General features: G+C 72.0%; 17 protein-coding genes and 5 tRNA genes. 5 read left to right on the forward strand and 17 right to left on the reverse strand.

The features are described from left to right. The first annotated feature begins 114 nt into the window (after nucleotides 1-114). Nucleotides 115-348 (forward strand): Lrp/AsnC family transcriptional regulator, encoded by a 234-nt coding sequence (locus tag ADL22_RS15450; RefSeq protein ID WP_066978827.1) that lies wholly within the window; start codon nucleotides 115-117, stop codon nucleotides 346-348. Between the two features lie 9 nt (nucleotides 349-357). Then, nucleotides 358-852 carry a DUF3515 domain-containing protein gene (locus tag ADL22_RS15455; protein WP_066978829.1) on the forward strand — a complete coding sequence of 165 codons (495 nt, stop codon included), beginning with the start codon at nucleotides 358-360 and terminating at the stop codon, nucleotides 850-852. Nucleotides 853-1336: 484 nt separating this feature from the next. Here the strand turns inward: ADL22_RS15455 and ADL22_RS15460 are convergent, their stop codons facing one another. From ADL22_RS15460 to ADL22_RS15470, 3 genes are all read right to left on the reverse strand, one after another. After that, complete coding sequence (locus tag ADL22_RS15460) at nucleotides 1337-2473, reverse strand: D-alanine--D-alanine ligase family protein (RefSeq protein WP_066978832.1); 1137 nt, start codon at nucleotides 2471-2473, stop codon at nucleotides 1337-1339. Between the two features lie 80 nt (nucleotides 2474-2553). Then, a complete protein-coding gene (locus ADL22_RS15465; protein WP_079064150.1) occupies nucleotides 2554-3555 on the reverse strand; it encodes an NAD(P)H-dependent glycerol-3-phosphate dehydrogenase in 1002 nt (333 codons plus the stop codon). Further along, entirely contained in the window at nucleotides 3552-4418 is an 867-nt protein-coding gene (locus tag ADL22_RS15470; protein ID WP_066978835.1) for a lysophospholipid acyltransferase family protein, read from the reverse strand. The genes ADL22_RS15465 and ADL22_RS15470 overlap by 4 nt, the downstream gene beginning before the upstream one ends. Nucleotides 4419-4549: 131 nt before the next feature. On the opposite strand from ADL22_RS15470, the gene cofC reads away from it, so the two are divergent. After that, nucleotides 4550-5293: a 2-phospho-L-lactate guanylyltransferase gene (gene cofC, locus ADL22_RS15475; protein WP_066978839.1), complete on the forward strand. Its 744-nt coding sequence runs from the start codon at nucleotides 4550-4552 to the stop codon at nucleotides 5291-5293. Here the strand turns inward: cofC and ADL22_RS15480 are convergent. The 5 genes from ADL22_RS15480 to leuC form a co-directional block, all read right to left on the reverse strand. Beyond that, nucleotides 5274-5477 carry a hypothetical protein gene (locus ADL22_RS15480; protein WP_066978842.1) on the reverse strand — a complete coding sequence of 68 codons (204 nt, stop codon included), beginning with the start codon at nucleotides 5475-5477 and terminating at the stop codon, nucleotides 5274-5276. The genes cofC and ADL22_RS15480 overlap by 20 nt on opposite strands. 100 nt (nucleotides 5478-5577) lie before the next feature. Continuing rightward, nucleotides 5578-6246, reverse strand: coding sequence for an HU family DNA-binding protein (locus tag ADL22_RS15485; protein ID WP_066978845.1), 669 nt, complete (start codon nucleotides 6244-6246; stop codon nucleotides 5578-5580). 125 nt (nucleotides 6247-6371) lie between these two features. Continuing rightward, a complete protein-coding gene (locus tag ADL22_RS33970) occupies nucleotides 6372-6617 on the reverse strand; it encodes a hypothetical protein (protein ID WP_079064151.1) in 246 nt (81 codons plus the stop codon). Between the two features lie 136 nt (nucleotides 6618-6753). Further along, nucleotides 6754-7347 carry a 3-isopropylmalate dehydratase small subunit gene (gene leuD, locus ADL22_RS15490; protein ID WP_066978849.1) on the reverse strand — a complete coding sequence of 198 codons (594 nt, stop codon included), beginning with the start codon at nucleotides 7345-7347 and terminating at the stop codon, nucleotides 6754-6756. Nucleotides 7348-7352: 5 nt separating this feature from the next. Continuing rightward, entirely contained in the window at nucleotides 7353-8783 is a 1431-nt protein-coding gene (leuC, locus tag ADL22_RS15495; RefSeq protein ID WP_066978852.1) for a 3-isopropylmalate dehydratase large subunit, read from the reverse strand. 174 nt (nucleotides 8784-8957) lie between these two features. Here leuC and ndgR point away from each other — a divergent pair, with 174 nt between their 5' ends. Next, the gene (ndgR, locus tag ADL22_RS15500) at nucleotides 8958-9677 is read left to right on the forward strand and encodes an IclR family transcriptional regulator NdgR (RefSeq protein ID WP_018541140.1); all 720 of its coding nucleotides are present in this window, start codon (nucleotides 8958-8960) and stop codon (nucleotides 9675-9677) included. Nucleotides 9678-9884: 207 nt separating this feature from the next. On the opposite strand, the gene ADL22_RS15505 is transcribed toward ndgR, so the two are convergent. The 9 genes from ADL22_RS15505 to ADL22_RS15545 form a co-directional block, all read right to left on the reverse strand. After that, nucleotides 9885-9957 (reverse strand) — tRNA-Glu (locus tag ADL22_RS15505). A gap of 21 nt (nucleotides 9958-9978) precedes the next feature. Continuing rightward, nucleotides 9979-10050 (reverse strand) — tRNA-Gln (locus ADL22_RS15510). Between the two features lie 16 nt (nucleotides 10051-10066). After that, nucleotides 10067-10139: transfer RNA gene (locus ADL22_RS15515), tRNA-Glu, on the reverse strand. 62 nt (nucleotides 10140-10201) lie between these two features. Beyond that, a tRNA-Glu gene (locus ADL22_RS15520) sits at nucleotides 10202-10274 on the reverse strand. 21 nt (nucleotides 10275-10295) lie between these two features. Beyond that, a tRNA-Gln gene (locus ADL22_RS15525) sits at nucleotides 10296-10367 on the reverse strand. A 91-nt stretch (nucleotides 10368-10458) separates the two neighbouring features. Continuing rightward, entirely contained in the window at nucleotides 10459-11187 is a 729-nt protein-coding gene (locus ADL22_RS15530) for an HAD family hydrolase (protein ID WP_066978855.1), read from the reverse strand. A gap of 97 nt (nucleotides 11188-11284) precedes the next feature. Further along, the gene (gene gltX / locus ADL22_RS15535) at nucleotides 11285-12766 is read right to left on the reverse strand and encodes a glutamate--tRNA ligase (RefSeq protein ID WP_066978858.1); all 1482 of its coding nucleotides are present in this window, start codon (nucleotides 12764-12766) and stop codon (nucleotides 11285-11287) included. Further along, the gene (locus ADL22_RS15540) at nucleotides 12759-13532 is read right to left on the reverse strand and encodes a fumarylacetoacetate hydrolase family protein (protein WP_066978861.1); all 774 of its coding nucleotides are present in this window, start codon (nucleotides 13530-13532) and stop codon (nucleotides 12759-12761) included. The genes gltX and ADL22_RS15540 overlap by 8 nt, the downstream gene beginning before the upstream one ends. A gap of 82 nt (nucleotides 13533-13614) precedes the next feature. Further along, nucleotides 13615-13800 carry a hypothetical protein gene (locus ADL22_RS15545; protein WP_066978864.1) on the reverse strand — a complete coding sequence of 62 codons (186 nt, stop codon included), beginning with the start codon at nucleotides 13798-13800 and terminating at the stop codon, nucleotides 13615-13617. A 601-nt stretch (nucleotides 13801-14401) separates the two neighbouring features. On the opposite strand from ADL22_RS15545, the gene ADL22_RS15550 reads away from it, so the two are divergent. Further along, complete coding sequence (locus ADL22_RS15550) at nucleotides 14402-18052, forward strand: nitrate- and nitrite sensing domain-containing protein (protein ID WP_079064152.1); 3651 nt, start codon at nucleotides 14402-14404, stop codon at nucleotides 18050-18052. The last annotated feature ends 8 nt before the right edge of the window (nucleotides 18053-18060 follow it).

An 18060-nucleotide genomic window follows, 5' to 3' on the forward strand; every position in this document is an offset into this window, starting at 1 on the left:
ACGACTGGGCCGCACTCGCCGCGTTCACCGCGCGGGTCTCCCCGCTCCGCTCGGTGACGCGGTACCGTGGCGTCCCTTCTTCCCACATGATCCTCGTAGCCGCCTGGAGGTTCCGTGGTACAGGCTTACATCCTGATCCAGACCGAGGTCGGCAGGGCCTCGGCGGTGGCCGATGTGATCTCCAAGATCCCCGGTGTCCTGACGGCCGAGGACGTGACCGGTCCCTACGACGTGATCGTGCGCGCGCAGGCCGACACCGTCGACGAGCTGGGCCGCATGGTGGTCGCCAAGGTCCAGCAAGTGGAAGGCATCACGCGGACGCTCACCTGCCCGGTGGTCCATCTCTAGCTCCCCCGTATGCTCGGCCGGGTGAGACGCGTACGACGCCGGTTCCCGGCCGCCCTGACCCTGCTCGCCGCGGTGTCGGCGGCGGCGGGCTGCTCCTCGGCCCCGCGGGTGGCGGTGCCCTCGCCCACGGGGGAGGCCGCGCGCCAGTGCCGGGCGCTCCACCGGGATCTGCCGAGGGCCGTGGACGGGCTCGGGCGGGGTACCGCCGAGCCGGTCTCGGACTTCACTGCCATATGGGGCGATCCTGCCGTGGAGCTGCGCTGCGGGGTGCCGAAGCCGGAGGTGCTCAGGCACGGGAGTGAACATTACAACCCCAACCCCGACTCGGCGGAAGTCAACGGCGTCCAGTGGCTCTTCGAGAAGCAGGACGACGGCTACCGCTTCACGACGGTCCTGCGGAAGGTCTACGTCGAGGTCACCGTCCCCGCGAAGTACGCCCCGGAGGTCAACGTCCTCCCCGACCTCGCCCCGTCGATCCGGGCGACGATCCCGGCGGGGATCTGACCCAACGGACCTCGCGGGCCGGCCCGGGCTCGTACGGGCGGGGCGGGCTGAGCGGCGGTACGGCCGGCCGACTTTCCACCGGCTGCGAAGCACCGCCCCGGGGCCGACTCCCGCTCGGTCGCGAACGCCGTACCGACGCTCGGTCGCGAACGCCGTACCGACGCTCGGTCGCGAACGCCGTACCGACTGCCGTCCCGGAACGCCGTACCGGCTGCCGTCCCGGAACGCCGCCCCGACTGCCGCCACGGGAACGTCACCCCGGCCCTCAGCCAACGCCGCCCCGGACGCCGCCTTGGAACGCCCTTACGCGCCCCAAGTCCCGCCGCCCGGTCCCCCGTCCCGCCGCCGGAATACCGCTCCCCCCCACCGGCGTTGAGGCCCGCAAGGGGGGCGCCGACCCCCTAGGGGATCCGTTCGCCCACCCCCCAAGGGCCGCTCAGCGCACCCCCCAAGGGGCCCGCTCAGCCCGCGCCCCCAACAGCCGCTACCGCAGCCCCGTGGAGCGGCGCAGCGCCGCCTGGAGGAGGCGGTCGACCAGTTCCGCGTAGCTGACGCCGCTCTCCTGCCACATCCGCGGGTACATGGAGATCGGCGTGAAGCCGGGCAGCGTGTTGATCTCGTTGATCACGAACTCGCCGTTGTCCTGGAGGAAGAAGTCCGCGCGCACCAGGCCCTCGCAGGACGCCGCCTCGAAGGCCGCGACCGCCAGTTCCTGGACCTTCGCGGTCTGCTCCGGGGTCAGCGGCGCGGGCACGATGCCGGCGGCCGAGTCGATGTACTTGGCCTCGAAGTCGTAGAAGTCGTGCGCGGTGACCGGCGGGATCTCGGCCGGCACGCTGGCCCGCGGGCCGTCCTCGAACTCCAGCACCCCGCACTCGATCTCGCGGCCGCGCAGCAGCGACTCCACGATGATCTTCGGGTCGTGGCGCCGGGCCTCCTCGATCGCCGCGTCCAGCCCGGCCAGGTCGTCGACCTTGCTGATGCCCATGGACGAGCCGGCCCGGGCGGGCTTCACGAACAGCGGCCAGCCGTGCTCGCCGGCGAAGTCCACGATCTTCTTGCGGGCCGCGGCGGGGTCCTTCTCCCACTCGCGGGGGCGGATGACCTCGTACGGGCCGACCGGCAGCCCGAAGGAGGCGAACACCCGCTTCATGTAGTCCTTGTCCTGGCCGACGGCCGAGGCGAGCACGCCGGAGCCGACGTAGGGGACGCCGGCCAGCTCCAGCAGCCCCTGGAGGGTGCCGTCCTCGCCGTACGGGCCGTGCAGGACGGGGAAGACGACGTCCACCTCGCCGAGCACCTTCGGGACGGAACCCGGCTCGCTGTAGACGACCTCGCGGCTGGTGGGGTCCGCGGAGAGCACCACCGCGCCCTCCCCGCCCTCGGTCAGCTCGGCGACGCTGGGCAGCTTCCGGTCCGCGATCGCCATCCGCGCGGGATCGTCGGCGGTCAGCGCCCAGCGGCCGTCGGTCGTGATGCCGATGGGCAGCACGTCGTACTTGTCGCGGTCGATGGCGGCCAGCACGGCTCCGGCGGTGACCACGGAGATGGCGTGCTCGGAGCTGCGGCCGCCGAACACGACGGCGACGCGGGGCTTGTGGGAGGAGGTCTCGCTGCTCATATCGGGTCGAGGGTACCTGCTGGTAGGGGCCGCGTCAGCGCCGCCGCGGCCGTTGGCGGCGTGGCGGCGCGCCCGGCGGGTCAGTGCCGTTCGGGCTTGGCGGTGCGCGACATCAGCTCCTTGAGGGCCACCAGCGGCGGCTTGCCCTCGTGGACGATCTCCACCACGGTCTCGGTGAGCGGCATGTCGACACCGTGCCGGCGGGCCAGATCCAGCACGGACTCGCAGGACTTGACGCCCTCGGCGGTCTGCTTGGTGACGGCGATGGTCTCGGCCAGCGACATGCCCCGGCCGAGGTTGGTGCCGAAGGTGTTGTTGCGGGACAGCGGCGAGGAGCAGGTGGCGACGAGGTCGCCCATGCCGGCCAGGCCCGCGAAGGTGTGCGCGTCGGCGCCCATGGCCAGGCCGAGCCGGGTGGTCTCGGCCAGTCCGCGGGTGATCAGCGACGCCTTGGCGTTGTCGCCCAGGCCCATGCCGGTGGCGATGCCGACCGCGAGCGCGATGACGTTCTTGACCGCGCCGCCCAGTTCGCAGCCGACCACGTCGGTGTTGGTGTACGGGCGGAAGTACGCGGTGTGGCAGGCGGTCTGGAGGCGCCGGGCGACGTCCTCGTCCACGCAGGCCACGACGGCGGCGGCGGGCTGCCGGGCGGCGACCTCCTTGGCGAGGTTGGGGCCGGTCAGCACCGCGACGCGCTCCGCGGGGACCTTGGCGACCTCCTCGATGACCTCGCTCATCCGCTTGGCCGTGCCCAGTTCGACGCCCTTCATCAGGGAGACCAGGACGGTGTCGGCGGGCAGCAGCGGCGCCCATTCGGCGAGGTTGGCGCGGAGCGTCTGGGACGGTACGGCGAGGACGGTGAAGTCGGCGCCGCGGGCGGCCTCGGCCGGGTCGGTGGTGGCGCGTACGCCCTCGGGCAGCTCGACGCCCGGGAGGTAGTCGGGGTTGGTGCGGCCGGTGTTGACGGCCTCGACGAGGGCGGCTCTGCGCCCCCACAGGGTCACCTCGCAGCCCGCGTCGGCGAGCACCATCGCGAATGCGGTGCCCCAGGACCCCGTGCCGAAGACGGCGCAGCGCGTCACTTGCCTTCATCCTCCTGTGCCTGCGGGGTGCTCCGGGCCTGCGGCGCGGGCGCGGCCGGGGCGGCGGATCCGGCCGCTTCCCGGGCCGGTCCGGCGGTCCGCGCGGCCGCGGCGGCGCGGGCGGCCTCGCGGGCGGCGCGGCGCTCCCGGGCGATTTCCTTGCGGTAGTCGAACGGTTCGGCCGGCGCGGTCTCGCCGCGCAGGCCGGCCAGCTCGGCGGTGATGGCCGCCATGATCTTCTCGGTGACGGCGCGCAGCACCTCGGCCGTGGGCTCCTGCCCGTAGAACTCGCTGAGGTCGACCGGCGGTCCGGCCTTCACCCGCAGCGTCTTGCGCGGCAGCAGCCGGAGCTTCTTCTCCTTGGCGTACGGCGGCATCGCCTCGTGGGCGCCCCACTGCGCGACGGGGATGACCGGCGCCTTGGTGAGCAGCGCGACGCGGGCGGCGCCGGTCTTGCCCTGCATGGGCCACAGCTCGGGGTCGCGGGTCAGGGTGCCCTCGGGGTAGAAGGCGACGCATTCGCCCTTCTCGATGGCGGTGACGGCGGCGCGGAACGCGGTGGCGGCGTCGGTGGTTTCGCGGTACACCGGGATCTGTCCCGTTCCGCGCATCACCATGCCGACAAAGCCGCTCTTGAAGAGTCCGGCCTTGGCGAGGAATCGGGGGACCCGCCCGGTGTTGTACTGATAGTGCGCATAGGCGAGCGGATCGAGATACGAGTTGTGGTTGACCGCGGTGATAAAACCGCCGCCGGCCGGAATGTGCTCCATTCCCTGCCAGTCCCGCTTGAACAGAACCAGGAGCGGCGGTTTGCAGATGACCGCGGCCAAGCGGTACCAGAAGCCGATTCTGCGGCGGGACACTGGGACACCCTCCTTGTGGGACCTGCGAAGCTGCTGCGAGCCGGCAGCCGCACAAGTGTCGCCCCGGGTACCCGCTATGTCGAGAACACCGTAACCCCGCCACTCCGGAAAGACTCCGGCGGCGGGTGAGAATGGTGCCGACGCGAAGAGACGGAGGGGATGTGGGCTGGAGCCTGGTGGTGCCGCTGAAACCGCTGGTGCGGGCCAAGAGCAGGCTCTCCCCGGCGGCCGGTGAGGAGTTCCGGCCGCGGTTGGCGCTGGCATTCGCGCTGGACACCGTGGCGGCCGCGCTGGCCTGCGATGACGTGCGGGATGTGGCGGTTGTCACGGACGATCCGGTGGCCGGGGAGCATGTCGCGGCGCTGGGGGCGCGCATTGTGCCGGACGCTCCGGCCAACGGGCTGAATGCGGCGCTGGCCCATGGCGCGGCCGTGGTAAGGGCGGATCGCCCCGGTGCTCCGGTGGCCGCGCTGAACGCCGATCTGCCGGCGCTGCGCCCGGCCGAGCTGGCCGCGGTGCTCCATTCCGCGTCGCTATTTCCCCGCGCATTTCTCGCGGATGCGGCGTATATCGGGACAACACTTCTGTCCGCGACTTCCGGTGCGGAATTGGACCCGGCTTTCGGCGGCGCCTCACGGGCCCGGCACCTGGCGTCCGGGGCATACGAGATCACGGTGCCCGAGGTGCCGTCGGTGCGGCGGGACGTGGACACCGGCGCGGATCTGCGGGCGGCGCTGGCGCTGGGGGTGGGCCCGCACACCGCGCGGGAGGCCGGCCGGCTGCCCGGGTGGGCGGATCTCGGGCCGGAGCCCGGTGCGCCGGGCGGTGTACGGGGCGGCGCGCTCGCGCCGCGGGTCAGAGCGTCTGGAGCGTGACGAGGGTGATCCGGCGGGCCTCGCCCTCGCCGGCCACCTCGATGCGGACCCGCTGGCCGGGCCGCAGCAGGAGCAGGCCGCCGGCGTCGAAGGCCGCCGCGTCGAACGGCAGCGGAGTCCCGTCGTCCAGCAGCACGCTGCCGGCGCGGGTGGTCTCGTCGTAGGTGTACGCGGTGGCCTGCATGGGGCCAGCCTAGACGGCGCCCCGGGGCGGGACGCACCGCGGGCCGGGCTCCCCGGAGGGAGACCGGCCCGGCGCGTGGCTGGCGTCGCCGCCTGTGGACCTACCGCTTGCGGGCGGTGGTCTTCTTGGCGGTGGTCTTGCGCGCCGTGGCCTTCTTGGCGGGAGCCTTCTTCGCCGTGGTCTTCTTGGCGGGGGCGGTCTTCTTCGCCGTGGCCTTCTTCGCGGTGGTGGTCTTCTTCGCGGGCGCGGCCTTCTTGGCGGTGGCCTTGGCCGTGGTCTTCTTCGCGGGCGCGGCCTTCTTCGCCGCCGCCGTGGTCTTCTTCGCCGGTGCGGCCTTCTTCGCCGCGGTGGTCTTCTTGGCGGGCGCGGCCTTCTTGGCGGCGGCCTTCTTGGCGGTGGCCTTCTTCGCGGCGGCCTTCTTGATGGCGGTGCCGCCGGTCAGGCTGCCCTTGGGGGCCTTCTTGACGGCGACCTCGCCGCCCTTGGGGAGCTTCTTCGAACCGCTCACCAGGTCCTTGAAGCCCTGACCGGCGCGGAAACGGGGCACCGAGGTCTTCTTGACCCGCACCCGCTCACCCGTCTGCGGGTTGCGGGCGTAGCGGGCCGGGCGGTCCACCTTCTCGAACGAGCCGAATCCGGTGACCGAAACCCGGTCCCCGCCGACAACTGCACGGACGATTGCGTCCAGTACGGCGTCCACCGCGTCCGCGGCGTTCTGGCGGCCGCCGAGCTTGTCGGCAATGGCTTCTACGAGCTGCGCCTTGTTCACGTCTTCCCCTTCGGAGACATTGCTGGAACGAAAGTTTCCAAGCTTTTTCGCACGTTAGGCAGATATATACCGCAAATCAAACACGAAACGGGCTAATCACCCTTGTGCCGCAACGGACTCGACCTTCACGGACTTCCGTCGGCATGCACATCTTCGGGATAACGACCTTCGTCAAGGTCGTGCAGGAACCTCTCCAGGCGCCTTGCCGCGCCTGCAAGATCGTGCTTAGCCGCGGCCGTGATGACGAGCAGCTTCCGGGTCAGCGCCATCCGTACGCCCTCCGGGACTTGCAGTGTCCGCACTCTTGCGTGTGCGTCCTTGAGTCGGTCGGCGACGGAACCGTAGAGCTCGAGTTGGTCGTCGCGTCCCATGCGCTAATTGTGCCATCTGCGGCGAGTTGTCGCTTCACGGGGCCTCAACACCGGCCTCGACACGGCGATGCGCCCCCTGCCAACTGCACAGGGGGCGCATCGTACGCAATAAGCCTTTGAGCCATAAAACCCGAGGTCAGACCTCGATGGTACGCGGTTTGAACGACGGCCTGTTCGCCTCGTACGCGGCGATGGCGGACTCCTCCCGAAGGGTGAGGCTGATGTCGTCCAGCCCTTCCAGCAGCCGCCAACGGGCGTTCTCGTCCAGCTCGAAGCCGGCGGTGACGCCTTCGGCGCGGACCTCGCGGGCGACCAGGTCCACCGTCACCTCGGCGGTCGGGTCGGCCTCGGCCAGCTTCTGCAGCCGGTCCACGGTCTCCTGCGGCAGGACCACCGTCAGCAGGCCGTTCTTGAGGGAGTTGCCGCGGAAGATGTCCGCGAAGCGGGAGGAGATGACGGCCTTGAAGCCGTAGTTCTGCAGCGCCCAGACGGCGTGTTCGCGCGAGGATCCGGTGCCGAAGTCGGGGCCGGCCACCAGGACCGTCGCGCCGCGGTACGCCTCCTGGTTGAGGACGAACTCCGGGTCCTTGCGCCACGCCTCGAACAGCCCGTCCTCGAAGCCGTCGCGGGTGACCTTCTTCAGCCAGTGGGCCGGGATGATCTGGTCGGTGTCGACGTTGCTGCGGCGCAGCGGAACGGCCCGGCCGGTGTGGGTGGTGAAAGCTTCCATGGTTCTCAGACTCCCGCGGGCTCGGCGGTGACGGCGTCGGACAGATCGGCCGGTGCGGCCAGATGGCCGAGAACCGCCGTTGCGGCGGCGACCTGGGGCGAGACCAGGTGGGTGCGGCCGCCCTTGCCCTGCCGGCCCTCGAAGTTGCGGTTGGAGGTGGACGCGGAGCGCTCACCGGGCGCCAGCTGGTCGGGGTTCATGCCCAGGCACATCGAGCAGCCCGCGTGCCGCCATTCGGCGCCGGCCGCGGTGAAGACCTTGTCCAGCCCCTCCTCGACGGCCTGCAGCGCGACCCGGACCGACCCGGGGACGACCAGCATCCGCACCCCGTCGGCGACCTTGCGGCCCTTGAGGATCGAGGCCGCCGAGCGCAGGTCCTCGATCCGGCCGTTGGTGCACGAACCTACGAAGACGGTGTCCACGGAGATCTCGCGCAGCGGCTGACCCGCCGTCAACCCCATGTATTCGAGGGCCTTTTCGGCGGCGAACCGCTCCGAGGGGTCCTCGTACGAAGCCGGGTCGGGGACGCTGGCCGAAAGCGGCGCGCCCTGGCCGGGGTTGGTGCCCCAGGTGACGAACGGCGCCAGCCGCGCGGCGTCGATGACGACCTCGGCGTCGAAGACCGCGTCGTCGTCGGTGCGCAGCGTCTGCCAGTACGCCACCGCGGCGTCCCAGTCCGCGCCCTTGGGGGCGTGGTCGCGGCCCTTGAGGTAGTCGAAGGTGGTCTCGTCCGGGGCGATCATGCCGGCCCGGGCGCCCGCCTCGATGGACATGTTGCAGATGGTCATCCGGGCTTCCATCGACAGCTTCTCGATGGCCGGGCCGCGGTACTCGATGACATAGCCCTGGCCGCCGCCGGTGCCGATCTTGGCGATGATCGCCAGGATCAGGTCCTTGGCGGTGACGCCGTCGGGCAGCTCGCCCTCGACGGTGATCGCCATGGTCTTGAACGGCGCCATCGGCAGCGTCTGGGTCGCCAGGACGTGCTCGACCTGGCTGGTGCCGATGCCGAACGCCAGCGCGCCGAACGCGCCGTGCGTGGAGGTGTGGGAGTCACCGCAGACCACGGTGGTGCCCGGCTGGGTCAGTCCCAGCTGCGGTCCCACGACGTGGACGACGCCCTGCTCGACGTCGCCGAGCGGGTGCAGCCGGACACCGAACTCCGCGCAGTTCTTCCGCAGCGTCTCCAGCTGCGTGCGGGAGACCGGGTCGGCGATCGGCTTGTCGATGTCGAGGGTCGGGGTGTTGTGGTCCTCGGTGGCGATGGTCAGGTCCGTGCGCCGCACCCGCCGGCCGGCCTTGCGCAGGCCGTCGAACGCCTGCGGGCTGGTGACCTCGTGCAGCAGGTGCAGATCGATGAAGAGGAGGTCGGGCTCGCCTTCCGCGCGCCGGACGACGTGGTCGTCCCAGACCTTCTCCGCAAGTGTCCGTCCCATCGCATTCCCTCCGGCCGGCCGCTGTGCCGGCCTTGCTCGTCTGTGCGCGGTGACCCGCGCATGTCCCCTGGCGGGCCTGACGCCGGGCCCTGGTCGAGGGCCGCAACTACAGAGTGACGACTTCGCTGGAAAATTGAACTTGCGTTTCACAGTGTGAGACGCGAGTATCGTTGCATGGACAACTCTAGCGGCGTCGGCGTTCTCGACAAGGCGGCTCTGGTTCTGAGTGCTCTGGAGTCCGGTCCGGCCACCCTCGCCGGGCTGGTCGCGGCGACCGGGCTCGCACGACCCACGGCCCACCGGCTGGCCGTGGCACTGGAACACCACCGGATGGTGGCGAGGGACATGCAGGGCCGGTTCATCCTCGGCCCGCGGCTGTCCGAGCTGGCCGCTGCGGCCGGCGAGGACCGCCTCCTGGCGACGGCCGGACCGGTACTCACGCACCTGCGCGATGTGACGGGCGAGAGCGCCCAGCTCTATCGCCGCCAGGGCGATATGCGGATCTGCGTGGCGGCGGCGGAACGGCTGTCCGGATTGCGGGACACCGTTCCGGTCGGCTCCACGCTGACCATGAAGGCGGGCTCCTCCGCCCAGATCCTGATGGCCTGGGAGGAGCCGGAGCGGCTGCACCGCGGCCTCCAGGGCGCCCGTTTCACCGCCACCGCGCTCTCCGGCGTACGGCGCCGCGGCTGGGCCCAGTCGATCGGCGAGCGGGAGCCGGGCGTGGCATCGGTCTCCGCGCCCGTCCGCGGCCCCTCCAACCGCGTGGTGGCCGCCGTCTCGGTCTCCGGACCCATCGAGCGGCTGACCCGCCACCCGGGCCGGATGCACGCCCAGGCGGTCATCGACGCCGCCGCCCGCCTCTCCGAGGGCCTGCGCCGCAACGGCGGCTGAGCCCCGCCGGCCGGCCCCGCTCCCCCGCGGCGGCCGGCCGGCTCACATCCCGTACGACCGCGCCCCGGCGCCTCAAGCGCCCGCCCGCACCGGCCCGTTGCCCGCCGCACCGCGCCAACTCCCGCCGCCAGCCGCTTCGTTGAACCCGTCGGTGCTCCAACACAGCGAAAAGGCCCCCCGCTTGACGCGGAGGGCCTTTCCTGAACGTACCCCCGACCGGATTCGAACCGGCGCTACCGCCTTGAGAGGGCGGCGTGCTAGGCCGCTACACAACGGGGGCCTTGCAGATGAGCTCTGCGAGCTGGCCTACCTGGACTCGAACCAAGACTAACTGAACCAGAATCAGTCGTGCTGCCAATTACACCATAGGCCATGGTGGTGTAGACCAGTACCCCCGACCGGATTCGAACCGGCGCTACCGCCTTGAGAGGGCGGCGTGCTAGGCCGCTACACAACGGGGGCCCTAGCGATCCTGCGTGAGTGGCAGCGGGTGCGACCCTGACTGCCTCCCCGGAAAGGATCTGTACCCCCGACCGGATTCGAACCGGCGCTACCGCCTTGAGAGGGCGGCGTGCTAGGCCGCTACACAACGGGGGCTTTGCAGATGAGCTCTGCGAGCTGGCCTACCTGGACTCGAACCAAGACTAACTGAACCAGAATCAGTCGTGCTGCCAATTACACCATAGGCCATCAAAGTGCAACCCCGGTGAGGGGGTCTTTCCTTGATCGGCGCCTTCCGGTCCGGGCCTCTCGGCCCCTCTCGGGCGGCGCAGGAAGAACATTACCTGATCGTGGGGGGTGCTCCAAAACCGATTGCCCCGCGCACCAGCTCCGGGAGCCCGGCCAGCCCCCGGATCCGCCGCACGCCCGGCGGCAGCGGCTCCCCGCCGGTGCCGGCCCGGTCCAGCCAGACGGCCGCCAGACCGGCGTCCCGGGCGCCCAGGGCGTCGATGTCGAGCCGGTCGCCCACGTACAGCACCTCGGCCGGCGGGAGGCCCAGCGCCGCGCAGGCCGCGCCGAACGCCTCGGGGGCCGGTTTGGCGTGGCCCAGGCCGTCGGCGCACAGGACCGCCTCGAAGCGGTCGCGGATGCCCAGGGCGGCGAGCTTGCGCTCCTGGTTGGCGGTGGAGGAGTTCGAGAGGATCGCCTGGCGGACCAGGGGGGCCAGGGCCGCGAGGGCCGGTACGGCGTCCGGGAAGAGCCGCCAGGCGGCCTCGTAGTGGGCGACGTAGCGGCCGAACCAGGCGTCCGCCTCGGCGTCGCTCAGCGGGGTGCCGAGGAAGGTGCGGGCGCGGGCCCTGCGGTGCTCCAGGAAGCCCAGCTCGCCGGCGAGGAAGCGGGCGAACTGGGTCTCCATGGCCGTCCGCCAGCGGGCCAGCGCGGCGTCCTCGCCGCCGTACGCCGCCAGCAGGCCCTCGGCGCGCAGATGGCGCAGGACGCCGGCGCGGTCGGAGCCGGTGTAGTCGAAGAGGGTGTCGTCGAGGTCCCAGAGGACGGCGCGCAGGGGCATATCCGCGAATCCAAGGGGCTTGCGGGCAGGGAAAAAGGGGCGGGCCCGGAAGCGCGGGGCTTCCGGGCCCGTGGGGGTCCCGAGGGTGCGGGGGCGGTCAGGCGGTGAGCCGGGCCAGGGCCGCGTCGATGCGGTGGAGGGTGCGCTCCTTGCCGAGGATCTCCAGGGACTCGAAGAGCGGCAGGCCGACGGTGCGGCCGGTGACGGCCACCCGGACCGGGGCCTGGGCCTTGCCGAGCTTGAGTCCGTGCTGCTCGCCGGCGGCGAGGACTGCCTGCTTGAGGACCTCGGGGCCGGCGGTCCAGTCGGCGGCGGCGAGGTTGGCGCGGGCGGTGGTGAGCAGGGCCACCGGGTCGCCCTTCATCGCCTTGGCCCAGGAGACCTCGTCCTCGACCGGCTCCTTGAGGAAGAGGAAGTCGACGTTGGCGGTGATCTCGGAGAGGACCGTGAGGCGGGTCTGGGCGTGCGGGGCGATGGCCTCCCAGGCGGCGCGGTCGAAGTCCGCCGGGTCCCAGGTGGCGAACGGGGCCTTCAGCCACGGCTCGCAGGCCGCGGTGAAGTCCTTCACGTCCAGCCGGCGGATGTGCTCGGCGTTGATCGCCTCGGCCTTCTTGAGGTCGAAGCGGGCCGGGTTGGCGTTGACGTCCGCGATGTCGAACTTCTCGATCATCTCGGGGATGGTGAAGATGTCCTGGTCGGCGGAGAACGACCAGCCCAGCAGGGAGAGGTAGTTCAGCAGGCCCTCGGGGAGGAAGCCGCGGTCGCGGTAGAGGTTGAGGCTGGCCTGCGGGTCGCGCTTGGAGAGCTTCTTGTTGCCCTCGCCCATGACGTAGGGCAGGTGGCCGAAGTGCGGGACGGCCTGGGCCACGCCCAGCTCGATCAGCGCGCCGTAGAGGGCGATCTGGCGGGGGGTGGAGGAGAGCAGGTCCTCGCCGCGCAGGACGTGGGTGATCCCCATCAGGGCGTCGTCGACGGGGTTGACCAGGGTGTACAGCGGGGCGCCGTTGGCGCGGACGATGCCGTAGTCCGGGACGTTCTCCGGGGTGAAGGTCAGCTCGCCGCGGACCAGGTCGGTGAAGGTGATCGGCTCGTCGGGCATCCGGAAGCGGACGATCGAGGCGCGGCCCTCGGCCTCGTAGGCGGCCTTCTGCTCGGCGGTCAGCTCGCGGCAGGCGCCGTCGTAGCCGGACGGGCGCCCGGCCTTGCGGGCGGCCTCGCGGCGGGCGTCGAGCTCCTCGGTGGTGCAGTAGCAGTGGTACGCGCGGCCGGCCGCGAGCAGCTTCTCGGCGACGTCGCGGTAGATGTCCATCCGCTGGGACTGGCGGTACGGGGTGTGCGGGCCGCCGACCTCCGGGCCCTCGTCCCAGTCGAAACCGAGCCAGTGGAAGGAGTCCAGCAGCTGCTGGTAGGACTCCTCGGAGTCGCGGGCCGCGTCGGTGTCCTCGATGCGGAAGACCAGCTGGCCGCCGGTGTGGCGCGCGTAGGCCCAGTTGAACAGGGCGGTGCGGACCAGGCCGACGTGGGGGTTGCCGGTCGGGGACGGACAGAAACGGACGCGGACGGGGGTCGCGTTAGCCACGCTTGATCACCTTATTGGTGAGAGTGCCGATGCCTTCGATGGTGACGGAGACGGTGTCGCCGTCGTGGAGCGGGCCGACCCCGGCCGGGGTGCCCGTGAGGACGACGTCGCCGGGGAGCAGCGTCATCGCCTCGGTGATGTGGACGATCAGGTCCTCGATCGGGCGGACCATCTCGCTGGTGCGGCCGAGCTGGCGCTGGACGCCGTTGACGGTGCACTGGAGGGTGAGGCCGGCGGCGACGTCCGCCGGGGCGAGGTCCGTCTCGATCCAGGGGCCGAGCGGGCAGGAGCCGTCGAAGCCCTTGGCCCGGGCCCATTGGTTCTCGCGGCGCTGGACGTCACGCGCGGTGATGTCGTTGGCGCAGGTGTAGCCGAGGATGACGTCCTTGACCCGCTCGCGGGGCACCTCGCGGCACATCCGGCCGATGACGACGGCCAGCTCCGCTTCGTGGTGCACCTCCTGGGAGAAGGAGGGGTAGGCGATGGGGTCGCCGGGGCCGGTCACCGCGGTCGAGGGCTTGAAGAAGATGACCGGCGTGTCCGGGACCTCGTTGCCCAGCTCGGCGGCGTGCTCGGCGTAGTTGCGGCCCACCCCCACGACCTTGTTGGGGAGGACCGGCGGCAGGAGCCGGACCTTGTCGAGGGGGACCTTGCGGCCCGAGCGCTCGAAGTCCGCGAACGGATGCCCCTTGATGACGTCGAGTTCGTCTCCTTCGAGGACGCCGAAGCCGACGTTGCCGTCGATGGAGAATCTGGCGATGCGCACGGGTGCCGCTGCCCCTCAATTGATCACTGGCCGGAGTTGACACTCCAGGCTATCGCGGGGGCGCGGCCGGACCGCCGTCCATTCAGGCCGGGATGTCCTGCTTCGGGAGGTCGTTCAGGACGGTGCGGCGGGGGTTGGCGGTCTGGCGGGGCAGTTCGACGGTGTGCTCCTGGGGCTCGGGGGCGCCGAGCTCCTCGGCGTCCTTGAGATGGGCCAGGGTGGTGCGCCGCGGGTTGGCTATGGTGCGGAACATCATCGTCGTCTTCACGGGAGTTATGCCTCGCGTCTGGTCGGGGAGCGCTGTCGAACGGTGGGGTCGCGCGCGTTGTCATCGCGTACGACTGTGTAAAGCGTCAGGCTAAGCGCGCTATTCCCTGCGGATCAGGGGGAAAGTCGTCGATCTTCCTGTGAGTTTCCTCACGGAGGGTGTGACATATGCCGCATTTCCCATGATCAACATCCATGGTCGAAACGGACATTGATGGATTGAAGCGCATGTTCCGCTCCTGATCACCGCACCTGGGACAGGGTGAGGGGCCGGACGACTCGCGGAGAAAAGTCCGGAATCAGGGGCAGCGTCTTCTACCGGGCGTAATACGGGCCGCACGGTGCGTCACCCGGGTCGCGGCGGCCGGCTCCGCTCTTGTTGGAGATCCGGCACTGTGCTGGAATTCCACGGACCGCCGCACGTTTCCGCCGGCGCGCAGGGGGCGCGAAGGAGCGCCGCGCGGTGGTGCCGCTCTCTCGGCCAGAGGGGGCAGCCCGCCGGTCACTCACGACCGCCATGGGGGCTTAACGCGGTCCCCACCGACTCGACACCGTTCCGCCGCTGGCGCGGGGGGACGCCTGGTCCAGAGGTTGCGACGCTAGTGCAGGGACGTTTCAAGAGGGATGGCAACGCTGCGGCGGACCCGGAGGTGCGCGGCGCGGCAGACCGCGACCGGACTCCGGGCGAGGACGCCGCGGACGGCGGCAGGCCCAAGAACAGCCCCGGCGGGCCCGGCAGCCGAATAGCCCTGCGCAACTGGCGCATCAGCACCCGCCTGGTCTCCCTGCTGGCGCTGCCGGTGGTCGCCGCGACGACCCTGGGCGCGCTGCGCGTCAACACCGAGCTGGACAACATGGACCAGCTCGACAAGATGCAGCTGCTGACGCAGATGACCCGCTACGCCACCGAGCTGGCGGACGCGCTGCAGGTCGAGCGGGACAAGTCGGCCGGTCCGCTGGCCGGTTCCGGCAACACCAAGGACGACGCCAACGTCGTCGCGCCGCGCGAGGCGACCAACCGCGCCAAGGTCTCGTTCGACCAGGCCACCGGCGACATCAAGACCGACGACGCCACCATGGCCGGCGTCCGGGCGACCGTCCTGGAGATCGGCCGCCAGCTCAACACCCTCAACGAGATCCGCTCCAACGCCTACAAGGACGACGACAACGCCGCGCGGACCGTCAACGCCTACAACCAGCTGATCACGTCCCTGCTGAACCTCTCGCAGGACATGGCGCAGGCCACCAGCAACCCGGAGATGATCCGCTCCACCCGCGCCCTGGCCGCGTTCTCGTCGGCCAAGGAGTACGCGTCGATGCAGCGCGCCCTGGTCAGCGCCGGCCTGGCGCACTCGGGCGGCCCGCAGCTGTCCGCCAACGACCGGCAGGCCGGCCACAACGCCGAGGAGAACGAGAAGGCCGCCCGGGCCCGCTTCTCCCAGATCTACAGCGGCAACGCCGCCTCCCTGACCAAGGGCCTGGACGGCAACAACGACGAGATCAAGGCCGCCTCGGCGTTCGCCGACCGGACCTTCGCCACCCCCAACGGCATCCGCAGCCAGGAGTACAAGTACCTCGACTGGTACGACTCCGACACCGTCAAGATCGACGAGATGTCGCGGATCGAGACCGCGCTGCTGTCCGAGATGGACCAGAAGTCCCGCGAGCTGCGCAACGCCGCGACCCAGGACGCGATCCTCAACGGCGCGGTGATCCTGCTGGTCCTCGGGGTGTCGCTGGTCGGCGCTTTCGTGGTGGCCCGCTCCATGGTCCGCTCGCTGCGCCGCCTCCAGGACACCGCGCAGAAGGTCGCCCAGGACCGGCTGCCCGAGCTGGTCAAGCAGCTCTCCGAGGCCGACCCGCAGGACGTGGACACCTCCGTGGAGTCGGTCGGTGTGCACAGCCGGGACGAGATCGGCCGGGTGGCCGCGGCGTTCGACGAGGTCCACCGCGAGGCGGTCCGGCTGGCGTCCGAGCAGGCGCTGCTGCGGGGCAACGTCAACGCGATGTTCACCAACCTCTCGCGCCGCTCGCAGGGCCTGATCCAGCGCCAGCTCTCGCTGATCTCCGAACTGGAGTCCCGTGAGGCCGACCCGGACCAGCTCTCCTCGCTCTTCAAGCTCGACCACCTCGCCACCCGTATGCGCCGGAACGGCGAGAACCTCCTCGTCCTCGCCGGTGAGGAGCCGGGCCGCCGGTGGACCCGCCCGGTCCCGCTGGTCGACGTCCTCCGGGCCGCCGCCTCCGAGGTGGAGCAGTACGAGCGGATCGAGCTGAACGCGGTCCCGCAGACCGAGGTCGCCGGCCGGGTCGTCAACGACCTGGTGCACCTGCTCGCCGAGCTGCTGGAGAACGCCACCTCCTTCTCGTCGCCGCAGACCAAGGTCAAGGTGACCGGTCACGCGCTGCCCGACGGCCGGGTGCTGGTGGAGATCCACGACACCGGTATCGGCCTCTCCCCCGAGGACCTCTCGGCGATCAACGAGCGGCTGGCCAGCCCGCCGACCGTGGACGTCTCGGTGTCCCGGCGGATGGGTCTGTTCGTGGTCGGCCGGCTGTCGCTGCGGCACGGCATCCGCATCCAGCTGCGGCCGTCCGACTCCGGCGGCACCACCGCGCTGGTCATGCTGCCGGTGGACGTCGCCCAGGGCGGCAAGAAGCCGGCGCCGGGCGCGGCGGGCAAGGGCCCGGGCAAGCCCGAGGGCGCCGGCGGCCCCGGTGGACCCGGTGGTCCCGGTGGCGCGCCCACCAGCCGGCTGGCCGGGCTCCAGCCGCGCGGCCAGGTCGGCTCCGGTCCCGGCGCGCGGCCCGCGCTGCCCGGGCGCGGCGGACCGGGCGGTGCCGGCGGTCCCGGCGGTTCCCCCCATGCTTTCGGCGCGCCCGCGCCCGGCGGTCGTACCGCCCCGGGTGCCCCGGCCGCACCGGCCCGCGGCGGCGACGCCCCCCGGCCGGGCGCCAGTGGCGGGCGGCCCGCGCTGCCGGTCCGCGGCGCCGGCGACGGCCGCGGCGCGGAATCCGGCCGCGGTGGCGACCGCACCCCGACCGTGGCCCCGCCGACCGGTGTGCCCGGGCGCGACGAGCGGCCGCAGCTGCCGTCGCGGCCCTCCCCGGCCGCCGGCGAGCTGCCGGGCGGCAGCGGCGGGCAGCAGTCGCCGGACGGCGCGCCGCTGGGCGTCCGCCGGGACCGCGGCCGCGACGACGACTGGCCGCTGGCCCCGCGCGCGGCGCAGGACCGGCCGCGCGGCCACGAGGAGCCGGCCCGCCAGGGCGGTTTCGAGCAGCTGGCGCCGGCCGCCGGGCCCGGTGACACCGCCGCGTTCCCCCGGCCCGACTTCGGCGGGCCGCGGCCGGACGCCGGGCGGGACGACGCCGCCGGCGACACCGGGCGCTTCCCGCGCGCCGAGCAGCCCGCGGAGACCACCGGCCGCTTCCCGCGTACCGAGCAGCCGGCGGAGACGACCGGGCAGTTCGAGACGCCCGAACGGTTCGAGAACACCGGGCAGTTCGACACCGGGCGGTCCGAGGCGGGCCGGTCCGGGGGCAACCTGTTCGGCGCCGGGCCGTCGGAGACGACGGGCCGGTTCGACACCGGCCGTCCCGAGGCCGCCCGCCCCGGGGCGAACCTGTTCGGCGCCGGGCAGCCGGAGACCACCGGCCAGTTCGAGGCCCCCGAGCGGTACGAGACCACCGGGCAGGTCCGGCGGCCGGAGGCCGGACGGCCCGCGGCGGAAGCCGGTCAGCCGGTCGGCGATCCGCTCGCCGACCCGCTGGACGCCGCCGAGCGCGGCTCCGGGGACGCCCGTACGCCGATCTTCGACACCATCGAGTCCAACTGGTTCAACACCCCGGCCGCGGCGGCCGCCGGTGTCCCGCCGAAGCCGCAGCGCGGCACCGGCCAGGACGGCGGCGGACCGGCGGGCGGCGGCCGCGAGGCGGCCCCGGCCGACTCCGCCGCGCAGTGGCGGACCTCGCCCAACGACGAGGTGTGGCGGCAGGCCGAGCAGGTCCGCCAGCCCGCCTCGGGCGGTGTCACCACTTCCGGGCTGCCCCGGCGGGTGCCGCGCGCCAATCTCGTCGCCGGCACCGCTCAGCAGCAGACCCCCCAGGGCGGTCCGCAGGTCTCCCGCGCGCCGAGCGACGTGCGGGGCCGGCTGACCAATCTCCGCCGGGGCATTCAGCAGGGCCGGCAGGCCGGGACGTCGTCCACCGGCACCCACGGCATTGTCGATCCCACTCACCAGCAGGAGCGTTAGTTGAGTCC

The organism is Streptomyces sp. NRRL F-4489 (assembly GCF_001509485.1).
GTDB lineage: Bacteria > Actinomycetota > Actinomycetes > Streptomycetales > Streptomycetaceae > Streptomyces.

What these genes read in the sequence shown, in the direction of transcription:
- ADL22_RS15455 (WP_066978829.1), top strand. Translation starts at nt 358, where the DNA reads ATGCTCGGCCGGGTGAGACGCGTACGACGCCGGTTCCCGGCCGCCCTG.
- ADL22_RS15460 (WP_066978832.1), bottom strand. Translation starts at nt 2,473, where the DNA reads ATGAGCAGCGAGACCTCCTCCCACAAGCCCCGCGTCGCCGTCGTGTTC.
- cofC (WP_066978839.1), top strand. Translation starts at nt 4,550, where the DNA reads ATGGTGCCGACGCGAAGAGACGGAGGGGATGTGGGCTGGAGCCTGGTG.
- ADL22_RS15480 (WP_066978842.1), bottom strand. Translation starts at nt 5,477, where the DNA reads ATGCAGGCCACCGCGTACACCTACGACGAGACCACCCGCGCCGGCAGC.
- ADL22_RS33970 (WP_079064151.1), bottom strand. Translation starts at nt 6,617, where the DNA reads ATGGGACGCGACGACCAACTCGAGCTCTACGGTTCCGTCGCCGACCGA.
- leuD (WP_066978849.1), bottom strand. Translation starts at nt 7,347, where the DNA reads ATGGAAGCTTTCACCACCCACACCGGCCGGGCCGTTCCGCTGCGCCGC.
- leuC (WP_066978852.1), bottom strand. Translation starts at nt 8,783, where the DNA reads ATGGGACGGACACTTGCGGAGAAGGTCTGGGACGACCACGTCGTCCGG.
- ndgR (WP_018541140.1), top strand. Translation starts at nt 8,958, where the DNA reads ATGGACAACTCTAGCGGCGTCGGCGTTCTCGACAAGGCGGCTCTGGTT.
- ADL22_RS15530 (WP_066978855.1), bottom strand. Translation starts at nt 11,187, where the DNA reads ATGCCCCTGCGCGCCGTCCTCTGGGACCTCGACGACACCCTCTTCGAC.